This window comes from Acinetobacter baretiae (assembly GCF_015627105.1).
Taxonomy (GTDB): Bacteria; Pseudomonadota; Gammaproteobacteria; order Pseudomonadales; family Moraxellaceae; genus Acinetobacter; species Acinetobacter baretiae.
On record NZ_VTDM01000004.1, the window covers coordinates 77,803 to 103,504 of the forward strand.

A 25,702-nucleotide genomic window follows, 5' to 3' on the forward strand; every position below is an offset into this window, starting at 1 on the left:
AAGAAGAATTTTATGAGTAGCCGTTTTAGCCATTTTTTACTAAGTCCTGAACTCCTTCCTTTTCATTTATGCTTTATTGGCTTAATTGCCATGAGTATTATTGAAACTGTGGGATTTTATTTTGGGAAACACCCATTACACGTGTTCAAACCGATTGTTCCTCGCCAGCTTTGGCATCGCTTTTCATCAGTAAAATTTTCTAAAGTTCTTATTTTATTATTTTTTCTACTCAACTTTAGCTTTGCAGGATACTTTGTACAATTTGCTTATTTTGCTTATCAACAAAGCTTTAGTACTATGCTGTACGTGCTTCCTTTTACTATTCTTATTGCCACTTTTTTTACAGTCTTTATGGTACATTGCTTAAATCAAGTGATTACACCACGCTATCGTTATGAAGCACCAAATTTAATTGGCAGATTAGCAACCATTTCTAATGGACAGGCATCAAACACTCGGCATGCAGAAGCAAGAGTGCGCGATCAGTATGGAAAATTACATTACATTCAAGTATTTGCTGATTTTGGAACGATTCCCATTCGCAGTCAAATTATCATTGTCAAAGCATCTAAACAATTTTATATTGCAAAAAAAATAAGTGATTCACATCACTTATTTGATACTCAACACATTACACAATAGCATAATACACACCATCAAAGCGCCTAGTGTGCAGATGGTGCAGCTTTATCTGGCATTACCGCATCTTGTTTAGAGGCTTTCCCAACAGCAAGATGATTAAAAAAGATATTTAGACTGACCGCAACAATACACGTCGTACTAATTCCTGAATGAAATAGGGTTTGTACCCATTTTGGAAAATGCATAAAGAAATCACTGCTAATCATCGGAATCATACCCGCAGAAATCGCAACGGCAACAATAATAAGATTTTTTTGTTCACGAAAGTCAACTTGTGCCAATGTACGAATACCACTTGCTGCTACTGTACCAAATAAAACCAACCCTGCACCACCAAGTACAGGCGTCGGAATAGCGGCAACAAAACGCCCCATAATTGGCAATAAACCAAGTAAAACTAAAATGACACCACCTGCGGCTACAACGAAACGGCTTTTAACCCCCGTAATGGCAACTAAACCTACATTTTGAGCAAATGCACTTTGCATAAACGTACCAAAAAATGGTGCAATGGCTGAAGATAGCATGTCTGCACGTAATCCATTTGCAATACGCTTTTGATCAGCACCTGTACCCACAATCTCACTGACTGCCAAAATATCTGCTGTTGTTTCTGTTAATGTCACAATCATAACAATACACATGGCAATGATGGCAGGAATTTCAAATGTTGGCATTCCAAACTCTAAAATACTTGGAAAAGCCATCCAGTGGCCTGTTGTAACTTTTGAAAAATCACAAAAACCAAGTGCATAAGCAACAACTGTTCCCAATACAATCGAAGATAAAACAGCCAAACGGCGTATAGCCACCGAACCAAATTTACTCAGTATCAATAAAATAAATAAAGTTATCGCTGCTAAACCAAGATTTGCTAATGAGCCCCAGTCTGGTGCTTTATTATTGCCTCCCATGACCCATCTTAAAGCAACGGGCAAGAGTGATAATCCGATAATTGTAATAACACACCCTGTCACAATAGGTGGAAAAAAACGAACAATACGTGCAAAAAATGGGGCAATAATCAGGCCTATAATCGCACTTGCAAATACAGCACCCAAAATGGCTTGAAATCCACCACCTGAGGTACCAATGGCAATCATGGTTGCAACACCTGCAAAAGACACCCCTTGTACTAAAGGAAGTTTTACACCAAACCATTTAATACCTATCGTTTGCAATAGCGTTGCTAAACCCCCAACAAACAAAGAGGCAGTAATGAGCATACCGATTTGAGCTGCATTTAAACCCACGGCAGACCCTACAATCAATGGCGGTGCAACAATCCCCCCATACATTGTTAGCACATGCTGTAAGCCATAGGCAAAGCTCTTGCCAACGCCTAAATACTCATCTTCAGGTGAAGAACATTCTTTTGTTTTACTCATGAGGCCCTTCTTATTGTGTGTATTTCATGTAACAACAGAAGCAATAGCTATGCCAAAAAATACTTGAAGTACTCATGAACGACAATTTAAGTCAATATACTGAAACAAAGCACCGTGATTTTTTCAAAAAAGTACACAATTTTGTTATAATAACGTGACTTTGATTACTTTGTTTTCATGTGAAAAAACAACATCAACGCCTACATATTCCAATTGGCTCACACTTAATTGTTAAACATTTTGGCTATAGTCACCACGGTATCTATGCTGGTCGGGGGCGTGTCATTCATTATTCTGGGTTTGCACACCTTTTTAAAAAACATCCAATTGAACTTACTCAATTTTATAAATTTTCACATGGTAAAGACGTTTATATTCGTACCTACAAATATCCAAAATTCTCAGGGCGTACAGTTGTACGTCGTATGCGCTCTCGAATGCATGAAAACCAATATCATCTCATTATTAATAACTGTGAACATTTGTGTAGTTGGGCAATTACAGGCATAGAAAGTAGCCCACAAGTGGTGAAAATGATGAATCGACTCACTACCATTGGTTATATTAGTTCATTGATGAGTTATATGAATGGTATATTTATTACCATTGCTACCGCCTGTTTTGCTTTGGTACTTTACATCAAGAAAAAATTAAGAGATAAAACCAAACTACATCGCATGCGAGAAAACAAAAAAAAATAGAGACTTTTCAATGTTTATCAAAAAGCCTCTATTTTAGTCAATTGTTATTTAAACTGAGGGTTTAAAACTGTCTTTTAAATCTAAAATACGGTTAAAAACCAATTTTTCGTGACTGTGATCATAACGATCTGCCACAAAATAACCTTCTCGTTCAAATTGGAATCTTTCTTCAGCAACTGCATTTGCTAATGCAGGTTCAACGATGGCTTGGACCACTTTTAAAGACTCTTGGTTTAGATGTGCTAAGAAATCATCGCCCATATCTGGATTTGATGCATTAAACAAACGATCATAAACACGAACTTCTGCTGGTATGCCATGTGTTGCAGATACCCAATGAATTACCCCTTTGACTTTACGTCCTTCAGGTTTTTTACCTAAGGTATCTGCATCAATAGAACATTTCAATTCCACAATTTCATTGTGTTCATTCTTAATCACGTCATCACAGCGTACGACATATGCATGGCGTAAACGCACTTCTCCACCCAACGTTAAACGCTTAAATCCTTTAGGTGGAACCTCTTCAAAATCTTTACGATCAATATAAATCTCTTCGGTTAAAGGAATCACTCGTTCACCTAAGTCTACATTTGGGTGACGTGCATGGGTTAAATCCATAGCTTGTGGTAAGTTAGTGAGTGTTACTTTCAATGGCTCTAGTACAGCCATACCACGAGCCGCAGTATTTTCTAACGACTGGCGAATACAAAACTCAAGCATAGCCACATCTACGATACCATCCGTTTTAGATACACCAACCCGCTTACAAAAATCACGTAAACCTTCAGGTGTAAAACCACGACGACGCATACCTACCACTGTTGGCATACGTGGATCGTCCCAACCACTGACATAGCCTGCTTCAACTAAACGACGTAATTTACGTTTTGAAGTAATTGTGTAATCAATATTTAAGCGTGAAGACTCATACTGACGGGGTACAGCTTGCGAATGTACCTTTGCAATGACCCAATCGTAAAACGGACGATGATCTTGAAACTCTAATGTACATAACGAGTGTGTAATCCCTTCGATGGCATCAGACAATGGGTGAGCATAGTCATACATTGGATAAATTTTCCATGTATTGCCTGTTTGATGGTGTGATGCATGTAAAATACGATATAAAATTGGATCACGCATATGTACATTTGGGCTGGCCATGTCGATCTTAGCACGTAATACCGCTTGGCCTTCTTGGTATTCACCTGAGCGCATTTTTTCAAATTGTTTAAGGTTTTCTTCTACACTCACATCACGGTAAGGTGAATTTTTACCTGCTTCAACAAAATTACCTCGATTCAATTTGATTTGTTCAGGCGTTTGTAAATCGACATACGCATCGCCTTGTTGAATCAAAGTTAGAGCCCATGCATACAACTGTTCAAAGTAGCTTGATGCATAACGTGCATCACCACTCCAATCAAAACCAAGCCATTGAATATCATTGGCAATTCCTGTGACGTATTCTTGTTCTTCTGCATCTGGGTTTGTATCATCAAAACGCAAATGACACTGACCATTAAATTCACTGGCAATACCAAAGTTTAAACATATTGCTTTTACGTGACCAATATGTAAATAACCATTTGGCTCTGGTGGAAAACGTGTTACCACTGTTTGAGTACGCCCTTGGGCTAAGTCGTCGGTAATAATTTGACGTACAAAGTCTAAGCCGGGCTGTTGTTCTTGCTGCACAGACTCAGTAGAGGCTAGACGATCTGTCGTCGGATGATTAGGCAGATTTGAAACAACATCATTTGGCTTCATAATAGATTATTCACTTCTATACAGTTAAATTTTGACTAAACGGAACATCATCTTCGCTTTTTTCAAAGATAATTGATGTTTATACTTGCTATCTAGTTTACAGTTTGCTTATGCTTCTCTCAACCAAAAACCCATGGCGAATGTGCCCATGACTAGGAGATTATAAAATGAGTTTTCCTCTTGTCGAGTTAAACACCAATAAAGGACGTATTGTTCTTGAATTAAACAGCGAAAAAGCACCAAAAACAGTGGCTAATTTCTTAGAATACGTCCGTGATGGTTTTTATGACGGCGTTATTTTCCACCGTGTGATAGACAGCTTCATGGTTCAAACAGGTGGTTTTGACGAAAACTTTAAAGAAAAAGCAACACGTGATTCTATTGAAAACGAAGCAGACAATGGCTTAAGCAATGACTTAGGTAGCATTGCAATGGCTCGTACACAAGCGCCTCACTCTGCATCTGCTCAATTCTTTATTAATGTAAAAGACAACGGCTTTTTAAACCACTCAGGTAAAACCACTCAAGGCTGGGGTTATGCAGTGTTTGGTAAAGTTACTGAAGGCTTAGACGTTGTTAACGACATTAAATCTGTACGTACAGGCAACCGTGGTTACCATGCAGATGTTCCTTTAGAAAACATTGTCATTGAATCAGCTAAAATTATTTCTGAATAATTACAGCAAGCGTTTTCGTGACAACATACCTATTTATTTCAGACTTACATTTGTCTGAACAGCACCCTCGACTCGTTCGGGGGTTCTTCGCTTTACTTAAACACTACCAACACAAACACACACAATTGTATATCTTAGGTGATTGGTTTAATGCGTGGATTGGTGATGATCAACACAATCTTTGGTTAGATCAAATCATTCATCAATTAAAATTATTTCAACAAGCAGGCAATCATATCTATTTTCAGGCAGGCAATCGTGATTTTGCACTTGGCCAGCAGTTTTTGAATCATTTTTCAGGAACACACTTACCAGACATCCATCTGCTTAACATTGCACATCAAACCTATCGTTTAGAGCATGGAGATGCCCTATGTACAGATGATATTTCATATCAACGCTTTAAAAAATTCATTCGGCATCCATTTGTACTTTCAAGCTTAAAAAAAACCCCTCTCTTTTTTCGACAAAAATTGGCCAATGGCTTCAGAAAAAAAAGTGCTCAAGCGCACCAACACAAAAAACCAACCATTATGGACGTCAACCTAAATGCCGTGAACAACGCAATAATAACCGCTCAATATCTTATACATGGCCACACCCATCGCCCTGCAGTACATCAACTCAATACCAAACAACGTATTGTTTTAGGCGATTGGCGAGAAGATACTGGCGAAGCATATATTCTTGAAATTTCCGCACAAGGTAAACATCATTACTTTAAATGGCACTTTTAATACACTTCACTCTTTTTTGATCATTAACCACTGTTTTATTCAGTACTTTAAACAACACCATCAAACCACAAGACATAAAAAAAGGCATGAGTGGAGTAATAACCCATGCCATAAAACCAATCATTTATACTTCTTATTTTACCATAATGACTGCTCTATTCACTTTTACGTTTTTTAGAAACTATAACCCCTGAGATCACCACAAGAATCGCCAAAATACCCGTAGAAGTAATTTCACTAGTATGCTTTGGATTGAACAACATAATTGTTAAAGCACCTACAATAAAGATAATAACAGCCCATGTTAAATATGGATACAACCACATTTTCATGCGTATTTCTGAACCATCCTTCATCAATTGCTTACGCATTCTTAATTGTGAAACCGCAATCACTAAATACACTAATAACGCAATAGCACCAGAACTATCTAACAAAAAGCCAAATACTTTGGCTGGTGCAGCATAGTTAGCAAAAGTACATAGGAAAGCGACTGCTGTAGAGAGCAATACAGCATATATAGGTGTTTGAGATTGATTGACTTTTTGTAGCATTTTTGGTGCATCGCCACGTTTTGATAGAGAGAAAATCATACGAGATGCTGTATAAAGTGCTGAATTTAAACAGCTTGTTACAGCAATCAATACAATCACATCTACAATCAATTTTGCATGTGGAACGTGAATGAGCTCTAACACAGCTTGGTATGAACCAATTTTAGCTAAAATAGGATCGTTCCAAGGTACAAGACAAATTACAATAAAAATTGACAATAAATAAAATAATGCAATACGCCAAATGACAGAATTGGTTGCTTTAATAATTTGTTTTTCTGGATTTTTTGACTCACTTGCAGCAATAGTTACAATTTCAGAGCCCATAAAAGAAAAGATGGTCGTTAATAGTGCACCTAATACCGCACTCCAACCATTGGGCATAAAGCCACCTTGACTGTATAAGTTACTTATCCCACCCACTGTTGGATTAGATGAGAAACCAAAAATGGCGCCTAAGCCCAGTATAATAAACGCAACAATCGCCACGACTTTAATCGTAGCAAACCAAAATTCAAATTCACCGTAGTTTTTAACACTAAATAAGTTAGTAACAGTTAATACAGCAGTTACCACAAACGCCAAAACCCAAATCGGAACCATTGGAATCCATGAGTTAAGAATTGCAGCTGCAATAAATGCTTCAAATGGAATAACCAGTACCCAAAACCACCAATACATCCAACCAATCGTAAATCCTGCCCATTTTCCAATGGCTTGATCTGCATATGTTGAAAAAGAGCCACTATCTGGTTTAGCAATTGCCATTTCAGATAACATTCTCATGACTAAGACAACCAATGTTCCTGCAGCTAAATATGATAAAAGTACTGCAGGGCCTGCTGAAGCAATTGCACGCCCTGAACCGATGAATAATCCTGCACCAATAACACCTGCAATAGACAGCATGGTGACATGCCGACTTTTAAGCCCTTGAGAAAGCTCTTTGGTTTCTTTAGCTTCTGTTGTCATAAGATCTCCATGTCTTTTAAAGTTGTTATTGCATTTTTACACCAATACAACAAAAGCATATATAATGCCAACTTCAAATAACTTACGAGATTTTCAACTACAAAAAATAAAAACAACCAACTATTGTTTTTTATTTATGCAAATATCCTTTATTTTGATCTAAAAATGGAAGGTTTCATATAATTATCCACTGCACCAATATTCACCTCAAAAATTTTAAATGCATGCTTTGTGAGCAAAATGGTGCAAAGCGCCTCAAATAAGTGCAGATCAAATGGCTTGATCGAACAATAATGGGACTTTTGCGGCAGTGGCAATACGGTTCATATAGCGTAGAGTTTGTGGTGCAAACTGTAAGCCCTCAACCACACTTAAAGAGCGCAACCAAGGAAATAAGATAAAGTCGGTTAAATCAATCTCTTTATGTTTCACAATCAGTTGATCTAATGCGGCCAGCTGCTTGTTCATTAGAGGAATATAAATATCACTTTGCTCAAATAAAGCATCTAACGAACCAAACACCTGTGTTTCACGCTCAATAAATGCTTGACGTGCTATGGATGTTGAAATCTCTGTAAAATCTACCCGTACAAAACGAGGTACGATTAATTTCATCACTAATTTCAAATGATTATCGACCCAAGTCTTTAATTCGGTGTTAATCACCTCTTGTGCATATTTAGGCTCACCCAATCCATCTAGATATTTGACGATCTCTAAACTTTCAGTCATATGTTGACCATCTTCACGCTGCAGTATAGGTACAACCTTTTTTCCGACCAATTGAATAGGTGTTTCTGCATCTCCTTCCATAATGACAGCATATTGCATTGGTAAATTTTTAAACCCTGCAATCATGCGTACTCTCAAGCAAAATGGGCAGTGCTCATAAATATATGCTTTCATTGCAATGAACTCTTTAAGGTGATCATTTATCTTACGCAATGTCTATGACACTGCAATATATATCTACAATTATTGAATAAATAATAATGCTAAACGCACCTGATCATACCCCATACGAGGTTGTGTTAACTCAACAATCGGGCGTAATTTCATTGAACCATCATCTGTGAAATGCTCTGTTTGGTTTGATTTTTGGAGTTTTTTATAAATTCTTCGAACCTGTTCAAGTACATCATCGCCCGGGCTTGCTGTACTAATATCTAAAGCATGTTCTTTATGCAGTTTCTCTAAATGCTTAATAATTGTAGATGGAGCCAAACCACGCTCTTGAGCAATGTCTTGAATATCATAACCATTTTCAAATAGATCTCGAGTGATTTCAAGGGTATTTACATTGAGTGAACTTTGCGCATGTTGTGCAATTTTGTTTTTATTTTTTTTAATTTCAACATCATTGAGCGTTCCTCCACAATGTCTAATAAATGCTTTATGTTGTTGCTCTAAATCAGCATCTTCAAAGTGTGCTTGAGCCTCTTCAGATAACTCCTGAAAGCGACGATCGGCTTTGATCGCTAAAGGATCTAATGTGAGTGCTTTCGTGTCAAAGCCAAGTAGCCTTAAACCATTGATCGATTTTAAACGAGATAAAGCCACATAACCTTGCCCATTTTCAAAAGTATGAGAAAGATTAATCTCAGCTGCATCTAAAGTCATCCCTTGGCTTTTATGAATCGTAATCGCCCACGCAAGTCGTAAAGGGATTTGCTGAAAACTTGAGATGACTTTCCCTTCTTCATTTTCAACAGACCATGTTTCTGGAGCAACCAATAACGTTGTGCCATCAGTCAGTTGTACTTCTGGTAAAAGCCCAAACTCATCGTCATTTTCAAAACCAATGACTTCACCTAAACTGCCATTAATGTAACCCATATCAAAATTATTTTTAACAAACATCACTTTGGCATGTTTTTTCAACACCAATGTTTCTGGTGCTCGTACTGAAGATTTTAAAGTTTCTAGTAGTTTGGCATTTCCTTCCAACGTGGCTTGAAACGTATGTGCATCTTGCGTCAATTGCTGTAAATGTTGTTCATTTAGGCTATCCACATCCATATTATGCGTATATAAACGTGTGTATGTTTCTCCAATTTCTTGTTGTTTCGTCGCTTTTAATGCTTGCTCATGGGTTGTTGTAATCGATGCTGAACGAATTGCATTTAAAATTTGGTTAAGGGTTTCATCATCTTGACGATGTTGTTCTTTAAGATAACAAATTCTAAATTTTGCCTCCACCCATGCATCAGACATAAAACAAAATTTATCTCGATTACGTTCACCTTGGCGACCAACAGGTGGAAGCTGAAAAAAATCACCTGCCAAAATGACTTGTATTCCTCCAAAAGGTTCATCATTTTCTTTAAAGTATTTTAAAACTTGATTCACCAAATTAAGTTGTTTGGCATGAAGCATAGAAATTTCATCAATCACCAAAACTTGAGCACTTTCTAAGTGTTCTTTGAGGTACTTACGCTCTTTCATGCGTTTAAGATCGTCTTGCGTTAAAATATCTTTAATACCAATACCACTCCATGTATGAATGGTCATACCATTCATATGCGTAGCAGCAATACCTGTTGATGCAGTAATAGCAACAGACACTCTTCTCTCTTTTAAATACTGTATATATTGGTTCAGTGTGTATGTTTTGCCTGCCCCTGCCGACCCTGTCAAAAATACATTTTCGCCTGCTTTTAATAGTTTCAATGCAGTTTCTTGCTTCATACGACCACTTCAAAAAAATAATTTAGATAGCCTACCGACTTTTGAGCAGAATGTTAAGCATTTCGCAGTCAAAAGCTATGCTAATATAGTTTAGCGCTTACGCCATTTCATACGAATAAAGGTATTGCTTATGCATCGTTCTCATCAAACCATTTATGCCATCAAGCATGTTGCTTTTGAAGACCTAGGGTCACTCGAAGACATTTTTTACGAGCATGGTTATCGGATACGTTACTTTGATGCAGGCGTAGATGCATTAGATACTGCCTTGAACCACGAAGGATTAACGGTGATTTTAGGTGGTCCAATTGGGGTAAACGACAGTCCAAGTTATCCTTTTTTACAACACGAATTGGCTCTTTTAAAACTACGTTTAATCCATAATAAACCCACCTTAGGTATTTGCTTAGGTGCTCAGCTCATGGCCAAGGCGTTAGGTGCTTCAGTGTACTCAGGTCAACACAAAGAAATTGGGTGGAGCCCACTTCAACTTCACGCCCCCAATAATCTTTTGTCTCCTTTAGCCAATACACCTGTATTACATTGGCATGGCGATACCTTTGATTTACCTGTAAGAGCACAGTTACTGGCAAGTTCTGAGCTATACCCTCATCAAGCTTTTCAAGTGGGGCAAAGCCTTGCATTACAGTTTCATCTAGAAATAGATACAGACTATATTGAACAGTGGTTAATTGGTCATCATCATGAACTTCAACATCATCATATTGATATTCAACGTATACGAGAAGACAGTGAAAAATATGGACAGATGTTAAAAATTGCTGCAAAAAAAGTGATTACACAATATTTACAACAAATACATTATCGCTAATTTATAGGTGTAAGGTCAAACTAACACCGTGCACATGTTGTTGAATCATAATGTTTTCTTGATGTAATTCAATGGTAATCTGTAATACAGCAATATAGTATGTATTTTTTTCTTGAGTATATGACCAGTCACTACTGACTTTTTTCGTATTGGTTTGAATAGAATAACGTAGACCACTTTCTAAACTTTCTAAGTTCAAGCGTTTATGTCTTCTCGATAAAAAAATACATAACCCAAATAGCTCCATTTCTGTTGTTGCGTGATATACAAGCTCATGTGATCTGGCATCAATCACATCACATAAGCTTTTTTGTCTTGAATTGAACTCTGCTTTTTTTGTGAGTAGCTGTGTTTCTTCTAAACACACCGACTGCACTTGCATGTCAGAAGGCATTGATTGTGCTAACAACTTAGCTTGCGCTATTTCTTGTTGTTTTAATTGCTCTTCTGCTTGACGTTGTTCGTCCTCCAAAGCCTGTATACGTTGTTGCTCTAATAATTTGGCTTGCGCTATTTCTTGTTGTTTTAATCGCTCTTCTGCTTGGCGCTGTTCGTCCTCTAAAGCCTGTATGCGTTGTTGCTCTAACAACTTAGCTTGCGCTATTTCTTGTTGTTTTAATCGCTCTTCTGCTTGACGCTGTTCGTCCTCTAAAGCCTGTATACGTTGTTGCTCTAACAACTTAGCTTGCGCTATTTCTTGTTGTTTTAATCGCTCTTCTGCTTGACGTTGTTCATCCTCTAAAGCCTGTATACGTTGTTGCTCTAATAATTTGGCTTGTTCTACCTGCTGTTTGGCTTTTTTCACCTGTTGAATATCACACAACTCTTGTTGTGTTAATTCAAGAATATTTTTAAGTAACTCTTCTTCATTTTTTATTGGTTTTAATTCAACGGGAGTTTGCAGATCAACTTTCAATCGTTTTTTATATTTTAGCTCTAACTTTCTTATTTCATTGCATATTTCAGACGTTTCAATGGATGTCATTTTTAAACGTTCAATCACTACGGCTATGCGCTCTAAACACCACTTATGTAGGGTGTCTTTAATGTCTCTTGATAGAATTTGAGTATATACACCGAATGCATCTGCTAAAGACGGACTTTTTTCAAGTAATCCTGTCAGTGCACGAACTGCAGGAAAATGATAATTCCAAACAGTACTTCCCGAATATTCACTAGAAAACACTCCTCTCAACGCATCAAATACTTTAACAATCTGTGGTTGTGCTTGATACTCCGCAAACTCTTCTGCTGTTATACAAGTTTTCAAATCGTTATTTAGGCTCAAAGCATATAAAATATCGACCAGTTCATTATTTAAAGCAGAATTTTGTTTTTTCTTGACAGTACGATTTTGTTTTGATCGTGAATGAGAAAAACACTGCGTACCAAAACCAATATGTAGCTTACTGGTCATATCTTGCACAGTGTATTGTGTAGGCATGTAATGTTCAATTCTTTCAATGACCACATCCCAATCACTATTTAAACACGCATACAAGGTTTTAAAACGCTGTATACGTGAGTAAGAAAATGTATCATTGTTATTTTTGCAAAACTCATACAATCGATCTAGCAATACAGGATGATTGATATGGATTAATAATTGATTCAGTACACTTTTTAGCTCATCGTGTTCATCTAAATAAATACAAATTTTATCCCAATAACTCTGCTGTAATTCATTTAAAGTATTTTCAACCAATAATGTCATTAATTTATCCGTTCTTTTTAATTTAATATATGCCAAAACTTGTATTTCAATGTCATGGATCGTATTTAACTCAATGTTCTGATAAACCTGAGGGAACTGAGTTATTTCTTGCTGTAAATACGCCTGCTCCCAATACACTTTTGCCAATGCATATTGATGAGCATTGTAAGCACACACTGCTTTTAAATAAAATGTGTCTTGAATGTGTTCTATGTGTAATAGGACTTTTGACCACCATACAAACGTAGTCTGTGTATTCAAAATACGAATGTGGGCAAACAACTGAGGTAACAAAACTTGCCAATAGACTGCCCATTTTGTCATATTCTGTGCCAAGTATTGCTCTAAAATATGACTTAACGTATCTACTTGTAACGATTTTTCTTGTGCATAAAAACAATGTTCTATGGCAGCCAAATGGTACTTATAATCATGAGGTATATACGATCGTACATTCCACAAAATATGTGGCATTTGCTCAAGCCATAATTTTTCAACCATATATGCACGTTGCTGATCATGCTGTGCCAATTGAAAATAATCGACATATCGTTCTTGTAAAAAATAACTATGGCTGTACAACTGCCATGCCATAGTATATTGATGTTGATTTTCATATGCTCGAGCATAGTCCAAACAACCCAATGCATCTGACCAGTTTATTTTTGATAGATCAATGCTTAAATCTTGTAGGACTGCCTGCTTTGTTGTTTCTAAATGCACATTTAATTGCGTAAAATGTTGTTGCCACAGGCAAAAATCATCAATATCAGAAACAATAAAAACACGTAGCATACTTAAATCACTGAGCTGTTTTATTTGCTCTAAATCTATCTGCGATGGACTAAAATCGAGTAAAACTAAATCAGCGACTTTATTTGGCAAATTATCTAAATAATATAAATTTAGTCCAATCTGCTCTACTGCAACCATATTAAAAAATTGGCTTAAACAGCCATTTTTCAGACGTTTCAAACCATCTTTCATACAGCTATTCATCAGCCACGTCATACTTGGTTGCGTTAATAAACGCTCTTGCTCAGAAAGTTCATCTACAAAATAAAAATGAATATGCTCAATATGTGTCTCTTCATCTACAATATGCTCAACCCTAGGAATCAATTGGTAATGTAAATAAAGCTGCTGAGATAGTCTTTGCGTCCAATCAAAGAAACTGTATTGTTGATTACCGAAAAATACAACAGGCAGTTGAGTGACTTGCTCACACACTTCAGCCGTTAAACCTGCACAACTTTGCATTAAAAATTGTAAACATAATGGACTATATTGATGTGCCTGATCCACAAAAAGGCCATGACAGGGCGGTAATCGTAACTTACATGCCATCGCTTGTACCGTTAGATCTTGATCATCCCAATAACCTTGACTTTGACAAAGGGGGAAATACCAAGCCTGCCACACCTTTTCAACAATAATCTGTAGTACATCTGCACTGATCTTTTGGTCAGCATAGTCAAAAATATCAGCATCTGAATCGATTCTCCCTTTAATTAAATGCTGAATCACAAACCAACTTAATTGGGCAGACACTGTGACCTTTGTTGACATAAGATGTTTTTGCCACAGCCAAATAAAACGAAACTCTGTCACATATAGCGTTAAGCAAAAACTTTTTCTTATTTTTGGATCTAACACAGGCTGTATCAAATCGACCAAATCCACACAGTTTTGGTCTATATAATGTTTCACATCTACAGAGATTGGATATATACCATAGATTTCTGCAAGCACTGTAAAATAGATATTCAGTTGCTCTTGAAAAAAAACTTTTTCATTTTTTTTGACCAAAAACAATGGGTTCATTTGTTCTAAATGACTAGATGTTGCCAGCGTATTGGCAAATAACAATGCCAATATACTGCTTTTCCCTGTATTGCTCGTTGCATCTATACATAAAGGATTTGCTTGTACCGTATCAAAGAAATACTCTGTGATCTTTCTTTGGATGCGATTTAAATAAAGTGGGAGTTTTAGACGTTGGCATAACATCCATATTTCTTGATCAAGTAAAGCATCTACTGGATAATCTCGCGATAAATATTCATCACAAGAAAAAGGCATATCTATCGTGAGTGGTTGATGTAAGACATGTGTGTGCTGATATGAGTCAGTCGATAACGTATTCAATAGGGTAAAATATATTTGTTGTTTCTTATATTCATTAAGATAAGGAATTGTGGCATATCCCCATTGTCTAGGTTCAGTAAAATATTGCATTTCAACAGTTTCACGATTTAAACCTAAAAAATCAAAGCCACATTGTTGAATGAATAACCGTACTTCGGTGCATGACTGCTGATTTACTGTGATTGGTTGTTGCCCTAAAGTGACAATAAACTCTTCGAGCTCATTTTTAATCCCACATTGGCTATAAATCACATCACCATAGCTTTTTGCGTTAATAAATAAATTTTCGTACTCTTTACCGCCTCGAGTGTACACTTTTAAAAACACATATACTTTATAATGACCTAACTGCTCATCTGAATACTCATTTAAACGAACCAACAAGCGATAACGATGAGCAATATTTTTTCTTACATAATAGGGATACTCAAAAACTTCAAAGTGTGAAAAATAATGATGATGCTCAATCATATTTTTAATTTTATTTATAGATTGTTCTAAATCATATAATTCAACATCTTTTAAGCAGTCCTTACAGATATACACATAGTTTTTCATCCAAAGACCTGCACCTAAAGTCATTTATTAAGTGGTTTGTGATGAAAAACAACTTAACCATTAAAACTTTATCATTATAAAAATAACAATTTACTTTTAGAGCAATCAAAAGTAAAGACTTCATCATGCTTTAACATGATGAGTACACTCGATTTTCTACCAAACAGTTGACCATTTGGTTAGTCTGACCTTTTCAAAACATGCTATATCTATCAGCCTAGAGATCAGTTTTATATTCAAACAACTTAATATACAAAGAGTTAACTTTTCGTAAAAACCAAATAGCATTTGACTTCATAAGTACAGTACTTAAAATAGCGTTTTTACAATGTGATGTGATGTTGAAAATGATCAGTAACAATCCACTTGACCCTCAAATTGTCGAACTTGATGATTTGCACGAACATCGTGAAATTGTGACCTTTATGCGCCGTTCTGCACCACTAAACACTTCACAACGTACTGCTCTTGAACAACACCAACATTTGATTTTATCTTACCCTGTTGGCGATTTACGCCAACACTTTGAACACCCAGAAAGACCATTGACCGTAGAAATTGGTTTTGGTATGGGAAGATCTTTCGTACAAATGGCTATGGCTAACCCAGACCGAAACTTTGTGGGCATAGAAGTACATGTGCCTGGCATTGCACAATGTGTTTATGAAGCAGGTATTGCAGGGTTAAATAATCTAAAAGTACTTGATGCAGATGCAATACACGTCCTTAAAGATATGCCTGACCAAAGTATTCAGTGTATACAGCTTTATTTTCCAGATCCTTGGCAGAAAAAACGCCATTTCAAACGCAGATTTGTTGCACATGAGCGTATGGCATTGGTTGAATCCAAATTAGAAATGGGTGGCACTTTTCATGCAGCAACAGACTGGGAACCATATGCACAGTGGATGCTTGACGTGCTAGACAATCGCCCCAACTTGGAAAATCTTGCAGGACATGGCAATAGCTACCCTCGTCCTGATTGGAGACCACTGACTAAGTTTGAACGGCGTGGAATAGAAGCAGGTCATATAATTAATGACTTTATCTTTAAAAAAATTCATTAAATGAAGTAACTAATCTGAATATGAGGCATTTTATGAGTGCCTCTTTTGAATTTGCTCACTCAATAACCGATACATTTCTAGATGATTTGGCATATATTTTTTTAACAAGGCCTGATGTTGTTTTAAAATGACCTCATCATGCCTCATGGCAGGGCCTGTTTGCGCCATTGAAGGCGAAATTGACGTGGCTTTATTGGTCGTTGCCATCATAAGTGGAAAAAGAAGCTCAAAGTCCACACCTTGTTCTTGTACAATTTGATGTGCAACATCATAACAATAATTAGAAAAATTACAGGCAAAAACTGCTGCTAAATGTAAACTTAAACGCTGTGCCGAGCTGTATTCATATACTTTTGTAGACAGTTGCTGTGCAAGCAGACGTACAATTTCAAGCTGTTGTGGCGTATTCGCTTCAATTAATACAGGCACATTCAACCAATCTACGTCATGCTCTACACTAAATGTTTGTAATGGATAAAATACACCTGCATAAGCCAAATGATCGCTAATCACTGTTACATGTGTACTACCTGACGTATGAAGAACTAAGCATGTTGGTTTAATATTCACCAATTGCTGTACCACCTCTCCAATCGACTGATCTGAAACAGCAATAATCACTACATCTATATTTAAATCCATATTGTCGATATGATTTAAAGCACGTGCATTTAATCGAGCAGCCAAACCTTCAGCATGTGTGATTTTTCGACTACAAACATCAACAAAAACATGTCCATGTGCTTTTAAAGCCAATGTTAAATGCGTTGCAACTCGACCTGAACCAATAATACTAATGCGCATCGACTATACTCCTATAAATAAAGCGCCAAAAGGCGCTTTATTTTAGTCACATGAATATCATGCTTCTGGGCTATTTTCTTCGATTAATGGCTTTAATTCGCCATTTTGAAACATTTCAAGAATAATATCACTACCACCAATTAACTCACCTTTTACCCACAATTGAGGGAAAGTTGGCCAATTTGCAATTTTAGGCAATGTCGCACGAATATCAGGGTTATCCAAAATATTTACATACGCAAATGGACGACCAATTTGACTGAGCGCTTCTACCGCACGGGCAGAAAAACCACACTGTGGAAATTGTGGTGTGCCTTTCATATACAATAACACTGCATGCTTCGCAATTTGCTCATGAATCAATGCTTCAGTGTCACGTGCTTGTTCAGTCATTTTAGTTCCTTAATCATTTACACTTCTGCGCTATCATAGCGTATAGATCTTCTTTTGTGTAAGGCTTTTCAGTAAATACCTCTGTACATCTTCTTGATCAAAACACACTACTGATCAAAAATAATCCAAAATATTAATTTACAGGAATGACCAGTGCAGGATCAATCGCTTTGCCATCTGCCCTTACTTGAAATTCTAACATAACACGATTTGTACCAGACGACCCCATTTGAGCAATTTTTTGACCTGCTTTTACTCTAGCTCCACTTTGCACCAACATCATACTATTATGTGCATAAGCACTGATATAACCATTACTATGTTTAATTAAAATAAGATTACCAAACTCTTTTAGACCATCATCTGCATAAACAACTTGCCCATCGGCTGCAGCCACAACAGGATCTCCAACCTGACCTGCATAACGAATGCCTTTTATATTACGATTTAAGTCATATCTTGCAATAATTTCATTTGAAGATGGCTTCACCCAGCGTAAAGCATTACTCGCTGAAGGTGTTGCAACAGAAGGGACTGCTTTTTGTACAGGTGGTGGTGTTACTTTAACAGGTTGTGCAGGTGGTAATGGAATACTCTGCGTTTGAATAGGCGGAATGCTTTGTGTACGTACAGGTGCCATATTTTGTGGCACATTCGGCGTGCTTGTTGTATTCGCAGTTTCAGCCAAACCTGTTAACTTCAAAGATTGATGAACATAAATGGTATAAGGCGCAGGAATATTATTCATTTGCGCAACAGCAATATAATTTAAACCGTAACGATTTGCGATACCACTTAATGTATCACCTGGTTTTACCACATATGATGTTGGCGCGGCTTGTGTAATGCGTGTTGGATGATTAATTTCAGGTTTAGATGCACAACCTGTTAACAAAAGACTTGCAATTGGTAAGCCTAACAACACAACACGAGATAACAATCGTGTATAAGGTTTGGTCTGTTTTTTTATTAAAATTGACATTACTGTTCCTCATTTTTTTCAAACAATGGGTTTGATTGCCTTAGACTAACAAAAAAGCAATCACAGGTTGTGAAATAAATACCTATTTTCACAAAGCAATAACATCAATACATTCAAGTCTCTCATTTAATTATTCAACATGCTGTTTCAATTGCGCAATCACATTGTAGTTTGTGGCATCCATTTGTATCGGAGTCACACTAACAAAACCTTGATGAATGGCTTGAAAATCAGAGATTTGATTTACTTCATCATCAATTGTTTTTAACACTGCCTCACCTGCAAGTCCAATCCAGTACACATGGTGACCTCTTGGATCGACATGATGACTTATAGGCTTGGCTTGCTTACGTTGCCCTTGATAAGTCACTTGTGTTCCACGAATTTGCTCACGTGGCAAATAAGGAATGTTAATATTTAAGATATGTCGTTCTGGTAAGGATGGCAGTCCTTTGCAAATAAAGTCATGAACCCACTGTGCAGCCACCGCAAAAGCATCTTTTTGATGATAATCGCTACGTTGTTGCCCAACTAAAGACACAGCAATTGCAGGTTGTTTCATCAAACGCCCCTCAAAAGCAGCACCCACCGTGCCTGAATACAACACATCATCTCCTAAGTTAGAGCCACTATTAATCCCGCTAACCACTAAATCAAATTCAAGATCAAACAAACCGTTCATCGATAAATACACACAATCTGCAGGAGTTCCATTGACTGCCCATACATCTGGCATAATTTCTACAGGTCGTAATGGTCGATCTAAACTAAGCGCACTTGAAAAACCACTTTTTTCTGAATCAGGTGCCACAATAATCACACGCCCTAAGGGCTTTAGCGCTTTAGCCAATGCTTGAATACCCGGTGCTAACACACCATCGTCATTTGAAATTAGAATATTCACAATTCACCATAAAAAATTAAAGTTGAGAAAAAATAATGCCTTAAATAACACCATTGGCATTGAGTTAAAGTACTTTATATACACAAAAATGTGTAAAAGATTCTAAATATAAAATTTAAACAACACTTTATACAGGTTTTATACAGTTTATTGCTTTCATTCTAGTGAAAGTTGTTTAATATCGTAAACAGCTTTTAAAATATGATGCCCATACAGTACTGCTTATGATAAAAAATCCATTAAACCATGCCTTAACCGCTTGCCTAATGAGCAGCATTTTATTGGCTTTGCCTGTAAGTTCGTTGTATGCCAAAGCCACAGAAACAGAAGACAAAAATATTGATGTCACACCACAACAAACAGGTGTCACAGATGAAGAACTCGCAGCCATTTATGTCTTGTCTGAACTGTGTAGCGATTATGGCTTTAAAAAAGATCCAAATTACCGCAGTGGCTATGCAGAACTGCTAAAAGAAAATATGCCGGGCATTCAAAACCCAATGAACGCACTACAAATGCGCACCAAACAAAAAGATTTCAAACCCTTTTTAGAACAAGCGAGACAAGATGCAAACAAAGCTGGCGAAGCCGAAAATAAAGAAATTTGCAAAGAAATATCATCTTTAGCAAAAAGCCCTTAAATTATCCTGTAGACAACGTAAATAAGCACATAACACATATAGAAGTTAGCTAGACTTTGTCCTACAATGCCCACTTTATTACACGACTCTAACCATTGGAATGATCCTCAATGAGCAGAACAAGCACCTTTGCTGCGCTCCTACTTTTACCATCACTGTCGTATGCAGCAACTGTCCTATCTTCACCGCCTGAATTAGATAATAAATCATATGTCCTTATGGACTATCAGACAGGACAAATCCTTGCTGCAAAAAACGAGAATGAAAAACTCGCTCCTGCATCAATGACAAAAATGATGACCAGCTACATCGTTGAACAAAAACTTCTGAAAGGACAACTCACAGAAACTGAAAATGTGAGAGTAAATGAAGATGCTTGGTGTCGTGGTAATCGTTCAGAATCATGCATGTTTGTACCTCTAAATGGTACAGCAACCGTTATGCAAATGTTACGAGGAATTATTGTACAATCGGGCAATGATTCTGCAAAAGCCATGGCAGAACATTTAGCAGGCAATGAAGGTACTTTTGCCCACATGATGAACCAAGAGGCTAAAAGAATTGGTATGCAAAATACCAACTTCATGAACTCTACAGGTTTACCTGCCGATGGCCACTATTCAACGGCCAAAGATATGGCCATACTTGCGCAACATATTATTCACGACAGTGCTAAATACTATCCGATTTACTCAGAAAAAGAATTCACCTTCAACAACATCAAACAAGGTAACCGTAATCCACTACTCTACACAGATCCAACGGTAGATGGGTTAAAAACGGGTCATACCAATGAAGCAGGTTATTGCTTAACCACATCAAGCAAACGTGGGCCAATGCGTTTAATTACCGTCATTTTTGGTGCGCCAAGTATTAATGCACGTGCGGTACAAACGCGCGAGCTACTCGCTTGGGGTTATGCTAACTATGAAACGGTTCGAGTTAAACCTGCAGGCCAAACATTAAAGAATGTAAAAGTTTGGTTTGGTACAGAAAATGAAGTCCCTGTGGGTTTAGCAGATGATTTTAGTGTGACTATGCCAAAAGGACAAGCAGGCGATATTAAAACCGATCTACAAATTTCACAGTCTATTAATGCGCCTCTACAAAGTGGTCAAGTGATTGGTAAACTGGTTGCCTCTCTCAATGGTAAAGTGATTTCAGAAAAACCTGTTGTTGCACTCAAAGCTGTCGAAGAAGCAGGTTTCTTTTCTCGAATGATTGATCATATCAAACAATTTTTTAGTAATTTATTCTAATTTGCGAGCAAGCATAGCATCATGTGTCTAAATTGCGTAAAATACGCGTTTTTAGCACATGGTGTATTTAGGCATGGCAAACCATTGGTCTACACATGTGACTGTTGCGACAGTCATTGAACAAGATGGACAATACCTTTTTGTGGAAGAACACAGTAAAGGTGTTGTGCATACTGTGTACAACCAGCCTGCAGGCCATTTAGAATATAATGAAACACTTATCGAAGCTGCACAACGAGAAACGCTTGAAGAAACAGGCTACACTGTAGAGATTGACCATTTGATTGGTATTTATACCTACACTCCCCCTATGGCACCAGACCGTAGCTATTTTAGATTCTGTTTTGCAGCTCATATTACACATCCGATTGCAAATACAACGCTCGACCCAGATATTATTCGTACGACTTGGCTCACAAAAGAACAATTAGAACATACCGCTCAAGCTCGTAGCCCTTTGGTGCTTCAAGCAATTCAAGATTATGAACAAGGACAAAAATATCCTTTGTCTATGATTTATGAACACCCTTTTCACTCTCAACCTACTTTAACTTTGGATACCTAGTCCTATGCAACAACGTGTCATCGTCGGTATGTCTGGTGGTGTAGATTCTTCAGTTTCTGCGGCTTTATTACTTCAACAAGGCTATCATGTTGAAGGACTATTTATGAAAAATTGGGAAGAAGATGATGGCACTGAATACTGTACTGCCTTAGAAGATCTTGCAGATGCACAGGCAGTGGCAGATAAACTTGGCATTACCCTACATACAGCCAATTTTGCGATGGAATATTGGGACCGTGTATTTGAACACTTTCTTGCCGAATATGCTGCAGGGCGTACACCAAACCCAGATATTTTATGTAATAAAGAAATTAAATTTAAGGCATTTTTAGATCATGCGATGACCTTAGGGGCAGATTTTATTGCAACAGGCCATTACACACGCCGTGGTGCAACACAAATCAATACTCAAGGTCAACATTATGCGCCACTGCTTCGAGGCATAGATCAAAACAAAGATCAAAGTTATTTTTTACATGCTGTCAACGGTCAAGAAATTAATAAAACACTTTTTCCTGTAGGTAATATTGAGAAACCTGAAGTACGTCGCATTGCAGAAAAATTAGGCCTTGCAACAGCAAAAAAGAAAGATTCAACAGGAATCTGCTTTATTGGTGAAAGACGCTTTCATGATTTCTTAAAACAATATCTCCCAGCACAACCCGGAAAAATTGTACTTGAAGATGGAAAAGAAGTCGGTGAACACCATGGCCTGATGTATTATACCCTCGGACAACGTGGTGGTATTGGCTTAGGTGGCATTAAAGATAGTCAAGAAGGCGCTTGGTTTGTACTTTATAAAGATTTAAAACACAACCGATTAGTGGTAGGTCAAGGTCATGAAAACCCGCTTATGCAAAGTACAATCCTTTGGACAACAGCAATAGATTGGGTTTCAGGTGAACATACCATTCCTACAACAGGGTTTCGTTGTACCGCAAAAACACGTTATCGCCAACCTGATCAATCATGCACCTTATTTGTAGATGAACAATACGGTATACGTGTTGAATTTGATGTTTCTCAACGTGCTGTTACCCCCGGTCAAAGCGTTGTATTTTATGCTGGTGAGGTGTGTTTAGGTGGTGGTGTTATCCATCATAGTAATGCACCAACCCCTGACTTTATTTACTGATAAAAGGATAAGAAAGGCATGGTTGATCAGCCCTTTCAACAACCTAGCATACTTACAGATGCTCAAAATCGAACCCTTGCTCTTGCAGGGGTTTTCCAAGCCGCCCAACTGACGCACTTAACTGCTCTTGCAGGTACACAGCGCAGTGGCGATAGTTGTTCATTTTATTTCGAACAACTGATCAAGGCCAGCTTAAACATACGCCCAACCTCTCAAAAACAATCAAAGCTTAATCCGCTTGATTTATTTGATCATTTCAACTCTCTTACGCTTGGTTTGCAAAACCTTGAAGATAGTGTGAATCAGCCTTTTTCACCGCACCCTAAAACACGCACACCTAAATTACCCCAAGCAAAACTGGCAACAACTTATGCAATCTCGCTATTACAGCTAGAAAAAAAAGTATATAGCAACCCTTTATTTGTTGAGAAAATCACCCAAACACAACAAAAAATACTCCAACAATTATCTTTTTTTGATCAAAACTATTTACACCCAAGCATTATTGCCAATCTTGCACAAACCTACTTAGATACTGCTGCGCAAATAGAGCCTCGTATTTTAGTCAGAGGTAATCCTGAAGCCTTTAAAGATGCCCAACATACTAATCGTATACGTGCCATGTTATTTACTGGCCTACAACTTGCTCATCTATGGCGACAAATGGGTGGAAGATCTCGGCACTTAATTTTTAGTAAACGTAAAATCAAACAAAACATTCATGCCATTGCTCGTATGCAGTTTCAGCTTGCAGAAAAGTAACAATTTTAGGTGTCATAAGACACTGTCTTTAAAGGAAAATGTATGAACGCTTTAACAGCACTTTCACCATTAGATGGTCGTTACGCGAGCAAATGTGATGCTTTGCGCCCTTTTTTATCTGAGTATGGGTTAATTCATGCTCGTGTGACTGTAGAAATTCGCTGGTTACAATCTTTAGCAAAGCATGAACAGATTCAAGAAGTTCGTCCATTTAGCGAACATACAAATACAGCACTTGATGACATTGTGACTCAATTTAGCGAAGCTGATGCCTTACGCATTAAGGAAATAGAACGCACAACCAACCATGATGTTAAAGCTGTAGAGTATTTTCTTAAAGAAAAAATTGCACATCTTGATGAACTCAAAGATGCAGGTGAATTTATTCATTTTGCATGTACTTCTGAAGATATTAACAACCTATCCCATGCTCTTATGTTAAAATCTGGTCGTGAAGTTTTACTTCAGTCTATGCACCAAATTTCAACAGCAATAGCAACTTTGGCAAAAACACATGCCGAACAACCAATGCTCTCTCGCACACATGGTCAAACTGCTAGCCCAACTACACTAGGGAAAGAAATGGCCAACGTGGCTTATCGTCTTGCCCGCCAAATTAAACAATTTGAGCGTGTTGAATTGCTAGGAAAAATTAATGGTGCTGTAGGTAACTATAATGCACACCTATCTGCATATCCAGATCTTGATTGGGCATTACATGCTCAAAACTTTGTTGAATCATTAGGCTTAAACTTTAATCCTTACACCACACAAATTGAACCACACGACTATATGGCAGAGTTGTTTGATGCTTTACGCCGTTTCAATACCATTTTAATCGATTTTAATCGTGATGTATGGGGTTATATTTCTTTAGGTTACTTTAAGCAAAAATTAAAAGATGGTGAAGTTGGTTCATCAACTATGCCTCACAAAGTAAATCCTATTGATTTTGAAAACTCAGAAGGTAATCTAGGAATTGCCAATGCTGTACTTGCCCATTTAGGTGAAAAACTTCCTATTTCTCGTTGGCAGCGTGACTTAACTGACTCTACTGTACTACGTAACATGGGTGTTGGTTTTGCACAAAGTTTAATCGCTTTTGATGCCTGCTTAAAAGGCGTGGGTAAACTCGAACTCAATGCACAACGCTTACTTGCTGATTTAGACCAGTCACAAGAAGTATTAGCAGAACCGATTCAAACTGTTATGCGCCGTTATAACATTGAAAAGCCATATGAAAAGCTTAAAGCACTCACACGCGGTCAAGCCATGACACGTGAAATGATGGTTAATTTTGTCAATAGTGATGAACTGGCACATGTACCTGAAGCGGAGCGTGCTCGCCTTGTAGAACTCACGCCTGCAACTTATATTGGTAATGCAACAGCACAAGCCAACGCAATTGATCATCACATTCAATCGCTGTAAGCCAATTTTTTCAAAAAGGGGAAGTATTTATTACTTCCCCTTTTTTATTAAAACAGATCATGAAAGTTTATATACACAAAATTTCACCGTATAAAAACTAAGTATATCCTCTATAGTCAAACAATCTAATTACTCATACAGAAATGAAAAAACATCTGAAAGAGTCGATCAATACAATCCTCTTGCCATTCTTTTCTCTTTTTCTTAATCCATGCCCAAGTCTTTTCAATAGAATTCAAATCAGGACTATAAGCAGGCAACCATAAAATCTGATGCCCATAGTGTTCCAATAACTCCTGTATATCCGATCGCTTATGAAAGGCCACATTATCCATCACGATGACACTATTTTGGGGTAGTTCGGGAATAAGAAAA

The 25,702-nt window shown here is 37.4% G+C and carries 23 protein-coding genes; 12 read left to right on the top strand and 11 right to left on the bottom strand.

Annotation, left to right across the window (positions count from 1 at the left end; all coding sequences use genetic code 11):
- Nucleotides 1-12: 12 nt before the first annotated feature.
- Nucleotides 13-642: an OB-fold-containig protein gene (locus I2F17_RS02175; RefSeq protein WP_196422066.1), complete on the top strand. Its 630-nt coding sequence runs from the start codon at nucleotides 13-15 to the stop codon at nucleotides 640-642.
- A gap of 23 nt (nucleotides 643-665) precedes the next feature.
- Here the strand turns inward: I2F17_RS02175 and I2F17_RS02180 are convergent, their stop codons facing one another.
- Nucleotides 666-2,030 carry a nucleobase:cation symporter-2 family protein gene (locus I2F17_RS02180; protein ID WP_211138987.1) on the bottom strand — a complete coding sequence of 455 codons (1,365 nt, stop codon included), beginning with the start codon at nucleotides 2,028-2,030 and terminating at the stop codon, nucleotides 666-668.
- Between the two features lie 206 nt (nucleotides 2,031-2,236).
- Between I2F17_RS02180 and I2F17_RS02185 the strand changes: the two genes are divergently transcribed.
- Nucleotides 2,237-2,731 (top strand): lecithin retinol acyltransferase family protein, encoded by a 495-nt coding sequence (locus I2F17_RS02185; protein WP_407926539.1) that lies wholly within the window; start codon nucleotides 2,237-2,239, stop codon nucleotides 2,729-2,731.
- A gap of 48 nt (nucleotides 2,732-2,779) precedes the next feature.
- Here the strand turns inward: I2F17_RS02185 and I2F17_RS02190 are convergent, their stop codons facing one another.
- Complete coding sequence (locus I2F17_RS02190) at nucleotides 2,780-4,504, bottom strand: glutamine--tRNA ligase/YqeY domain fusion protein (RefSeq protein ID WP_196422063.1); 1,725 nt, start codon at nucleotides 4,502-4,504, stop codon at nucleotides 2,780-2,782.
- Between the two features lie 167 nt (nucleotides 4,505-4,671).
- Here I2F17_RS02190 and I2F17_RS02195 point away from each other — a divergent pair, with 167 nt between their 5' ends.
- Complete coding sequence (locus I2F17_RS02195) at nucleotides 4,672-5,181, top strand: peptidylprolyl isomerase (RefSeq protein WP_196422062.1); 510 nt, start codon at nucleotides 4,672-4,674, stop codon at nucleotides 5,179-5,181.
- A 17-nt stretch (nucleotides 5,182-5,198) separates the two neighbouring features.
- Nucleotides 5,199-5,918: a UDP-2,3-diacylglucosamine diphosphatase gene (locus I2F17_RS02200; RefSeq protein ID WP_211138988.1), complete on the top strand. Its 720-nt coding sequence runs from the start codon at nucleotides 5,199-5,201 to the stop codon at nucleotides 5,916-5,918.
- A 155-nt stretch (nucleotides 5,919-6,073) separates the two neighbouring features.
- Here I2F17_RS02200 and gabP read toward each other — a convergent pair whose 3' ends face one another.
- The 3 genes from gabP to I2F17_RS02215 all read right to left on the bottom strand — a co-directional run bounded on the left by gabP (nucleotide 6,074) and on the right by I2F17_RS02215 (nucleotide 10,132).
- Nucleotides 6,074-7,444 carry a GABA permease gene (gene gabP, locus I2F17_RS02205; RefSeq protein ID WP_211138989.1) on the bottom strand — a complete coding sequence of 457 codons (1,371 nt, stop codon included), beginning with the start codon at nucleotides 7,442-7,444 and terminating at the stop codon, nucleotides 6,074-6,076.
- 270 nt (nucleotides 7,445-7,714) lie between these two features.
- Nucleotides 7,715-8,350, bottom strand: coding sequence for a glutaredoxin 2 (gene grxB, locus I2F17_RS02210; protein WP_196422059.1), 636 nt, complete (start codon nucleotides 8,348-8,350; stop codon nucleotides 7,715-7,717).
- Nucleotides 8,351-8,419: 69 nt separating this feature from the next.
- A complete protein-coding gene (locus I2F17_RS02215) occupies nucleotides 8,420-10,132 on the bottom strand; it encodes an AAA family ATPase (RefSeq protein WP_196422058.1) in 1,713 nt (570 codons plus the stop codon).
- 130 nt (nucleotides 10,133-10,262) lie between these two features.
- Here I2F17_RS02215 and I2F17_RS02220 point away from each other — a divergent pair, with 130 nt between their 5' ends.
- Nucleotides 10,263-10,964, top strand: coding sequence for a glutamine amidotransferase (locus tag I2F17_RS02220; RefSeq protein WP_196422057.1), 702 nt, complete (start codon nucleotides 10,263-10,265; stop codon nucleotides 10,962-10,964).
- A gap of 1 nt (nucleotide 10,965) precedes the next feature.
- On the opposite strand, the gene I2F17_RS02225 is transcribed toward I2F17_RS02220, so the two are convergent.
- Nucleotides 10,966-15,384, bottom strand: a complete 4,419-nt coding sequence (locus I2F17_RS02225) for a hypothetical protein (RefSeq protein ID WP_211138990.1) — start codon at nucleotides 15,382-15,384, stop codon at nucleotides 10,966-10,968.
- Between the two features lie 347 nt (nucleotides 15,385-15,731).
- On the opposite strand from I2F17_RS02225, the gene trmB reads away from it, so the two are divergent.
- Complete coding sequence (gene trmB / locus I2F17_RS02230) at nucleotides 15,732-16,451, top strand: tRNA (guanosine(46)-N7)-methyltransferase TrmB (RefSeq protein WP_213014409.1); 720 nt, start codon at nucleotides 15,732-15,734, stop codon at nucleotides 16,449-16,451.
- Between the two features lie 30 nt (nucleotides 16,452-16,481).
- Here the strand turns inward: trmB and I2F17_RS02235 are convergent, their stop codons facing one another.
- The 4 genes from I2F17_RS02235 to surE all read right to left on the bottom strand — a co-directional run bounded on the left by I2F17_RS02235 (nucleotide 16,482) and on the right by surE (nucleotide 19,534).
- Nucleotides 16,482-17,255, bottom strand: coding sequence for a Rossmann-like and DUF2520 domain-containing protein (locus tag I2F17_RS02235; RefSeq protein WP_211138991.1), 774 nt, complete (start codon nucleotides 17,253-17,255; stop codon nucleotides 16,482-16,484).
- Between the two features lie 57 nt (nucleotides 17,256-17,312).
- A complete protein-coding gene (grxD, locus tag I2F17_RS02240) occupies nucleotides 17,313-17,648 on the bottom strand; it encodes a Grx4 family monothiol glutaredoxin (RefSeq protein ID WP_196422054.1) in 336 nt (111 codons plus the stop codon).
- Nucleotides 17,649-17,781: 133 nt separating this feature from the next.
- Complete coding sequence (locus I2F17_RS02245; protein ID WP_211138992.1) at nucleotides 17,782-18,630, bottom strand: peptidoglycan DD-metalloendopeptidase family protein; 849 nt, start codon at nucleotides 18,628-18,630, stop codon at nucleotides 17,782-17,784.
- A gap of 130 nt (nucleotides 18,631-18,760) precedes the next feature.
- Entirely contained in the window at nucleotides 18,761-19,534 is a 774-nt protein-coding gene (gene surE, locus I2F17_RS02250; protein WP_196422052.1) for a 5'/3'-nucleotidase SurE, read from the bottom strand.
- Nucleotides 19,535-19,758: 224 nt separating this feature from the next.
- On the opposite strand from surE, the gene I2F17_RS02255 reads away from it, so the two are divergent.
- The 6 genes from I2F17_RS02255 to purB all read left to right on the top strand — a co-directional run bounded on the left by I2F17_RS02255 (nucleotide 19,759) and on the right by purB (nucleotide 25,327).
- Nucleotides 19,759-20,175, top strand: a complete 417-nt coding sequence (locus tag I2F17_RS02255) for an MCR_0457 family protein (protein WP_235985040.1) — start codon at nucleotides 19,759-19,761, stop codon at nucleotides 20,173-20,175.
- 110 nt (nucleotides 20,176-20,285) lie between these two features.
- Nucleotides 20,286-21,434 (top strand): D-alanyl-D-alanine carboxypeptidase family protein, encoded by a 1,149-nt coding sequence (dacC, locus tag I2F17_RS02260; RefSeq protein ID WP_211138993.1) that lies wholly within the window; start codon nucleotides 20,286-20,288, stop codon nucleotides 21,432-21,434.
- Nucleotides 21,435-21,507: 73 nt separating this feature from the next.
- Nucleotides 21,508-21,999: an NUDIX hydrolase gene (locus I2F17_RS02265; protein ID WP_211138994.1), complete on the top strand. Its 492-nt coding sequence runs from the start codon at nucleotides 21,508-21,510 to the stop codon at nucleotides 21,997-21,999.
- Between the two features lie 4 nt (nucleotides 22,000-22,003).
- Nucleotides 22,004-23,134, top strand: a complete 1,131-nt coding sequence (mnmA, locus tag I2F17_RS02270; protein ID WP_211138995.1) for a tRNA 2-thiouridine(34) synthase MnmA — start codon at nucleotides 22,004-22,006, stop codon at nucleotides 23,132-23,134.
- An 18-nt stretch (nucleotides 23,135-23,152) separates the two neighbouring features.
- Nucleotides 23,153-23,896: a DUF489 family protein gene (locus I2F17_RS02275; protein ID WP_196422048.1), complete on the top strand. Its 744-nt coding sequence runs from the start codon at nucleotides 23,153-23,155 to the stop codon at nucleotides 23,894-23,896.
- Between the two features lie 42 nt (nucleotides 23,897-23,938).
- Complete coding sequence (purB, locus tag I2F17_RS02280; protein ID WP_196422047.1) at nucleotides 23,939-25,327, top strand: adenylosuccinate lyase; 1,389 nt, start codon at nucleotides 23,939-23,941, stop codon at nucleotides 25,325-25,327.
- 125 nt (nucleotides 25,328-25,452) lie between these two features.
- On the opposite strand, the gene I2F17_RS02285 is transcribed toward purB, so the two are convergent.
- The coding region (locus I2F17_RS02285; protein WP_211138996.1) for a transposase at nucleotides 25,453-25,702 on the bottom strand (250 nt) is incomplete at its 5' end.

Excerpts from the sequence above, each read along its gene's own strand:
- grxD (WP_196422054.1), bottom strand. The coding sequence starts at position 17,648 with ATGACTGAACAAGCACGTGACACTGAAGCATTGATTCATGAGCAAATT.
- mnmA (WP_211138995.1), top strand. The coding sequence starts at position 22,004 with ATGCAACAACGTGTCATCGTCGGTATGTCTGGTGGTGTAGATTCTTCA.
- dacC (WP_211138993.1), top strand. The coding sequence starts at position 20,286 with ATGAGCAGAACAAGCACCTTTGCTGCGCTCCTACTTTTACCATCACTG.
- I2F17_RS02195 (WP_196422062.1), top strand. The coding sequence starts at position 4,672 with ATGAGTTTTCCTCTTGTCGAGTTAAACACCAATAAAGGACGTATTGTT.
- trmB (WP_213014409.1), top strand. The coding sequence starts at position 15,732 with ATGATCAGTAACAATCCACTTGACCCTCAAATTGTCGAACTTGATGAT.
- I2F17_RS02175 (WP_196422066.1), top strand. The coding sequence starts at position 13 with ATGAGTAGCCGTTTTAGCCATTTTTTACTAAGTCCTGAACTCCTTCCT.
- purB (WP_196422047.1), top strand. The coding sequence starts at position 23,939 with ATGAACGCTTTAACAGCACTTTCACCATTAGATGGTCGTTACGCGAGC.
- I2F17_RS02255 (WP_235985040.1), top strand. The coding sequence starts at position 19,759 with ATGATAAAAAATCCATTAAACCATGCCTTAACCGCTTGCCTAATGAGC.
- I2F17_RS02180 (WP_211138987.1), bottom strand. The coding sequence starts at position 2,030 with ATGAGTAAAACAAAAGAATGTTCTTCACCTGAAGATGAGTATTTAGGC.
- I2F17_RS02190 (WP_196422063.1), bottom strand. The coding sequence starts at position 4,504 with ATGAAGCCAAATGATGTTGTTTCAAATCTGCCTAATCATCCGACGACA.
- I2F17_RS02225 (WP_211138990.1), bottom strand. The coding sequence starts at position 15,384 with ATGAAAAACTATGTGTATATCTGTAAGGACTGCTTAAAAGATGTTGAA.
- I2F17_RS02245 (WP_211138992.1), bottom strand. The coding sequence starts at position 18,630 with ATGTCAATTTTAATAAAAAAACAGACCAAACCTTATACACGATTGTTA.
- I2F17_RS02265 (WP_211138994.1), top strand. The coding sequence starts at position 21,508 with ATGGCAAACCATTGGTCTACACATGTGACTGTTGCGACAGTCATTGAA.
- I2F17_RS02235 (WP_211138991.1), bottom strand. The coding sequence starts at position 17,255 with ATGCGCATTAGTATTATTGGTTCAGGTCGAGTTGCAACGCATTTAACA.
- I2F17_RS02275 (WP_196422048.1), top strand. The coding sequence starts at position 23,153 with ATGGTTGATCAGCCCTTTCAACAACCTAGCATACTTACAGATGCTCAA.
- I2F17_RS02215 (WP_196422058.1), bottom strand. The coding sequence starts at position 10,132 with ATGAAGCAAGAAACTGCATTGAAACTATTAAAAGCAGGCGAAAATGTA.
- grxB (WP_196422059.1), bottom strand. The coding sequence starts at position 8,350 with ATGAAAGCATATATTTATGAGCACTGCCCATTTTGCTTGAGAGTACGC.
- I2F17_RS02220 (WP_196422057.1), top strand. The coding sequence starts at position 10,263 with ATGCATCGTTCTCATCAAACCATTTATGCCATCAAGCATGTTGCTTTT.
- gabP (WP_211138989.1), bottom strand. The coding sequence starts at position 7,444 with ATGACAACAGAAGCTAAAGAAACCAAAGAGCTTTCTCAAGGGCTTAAA.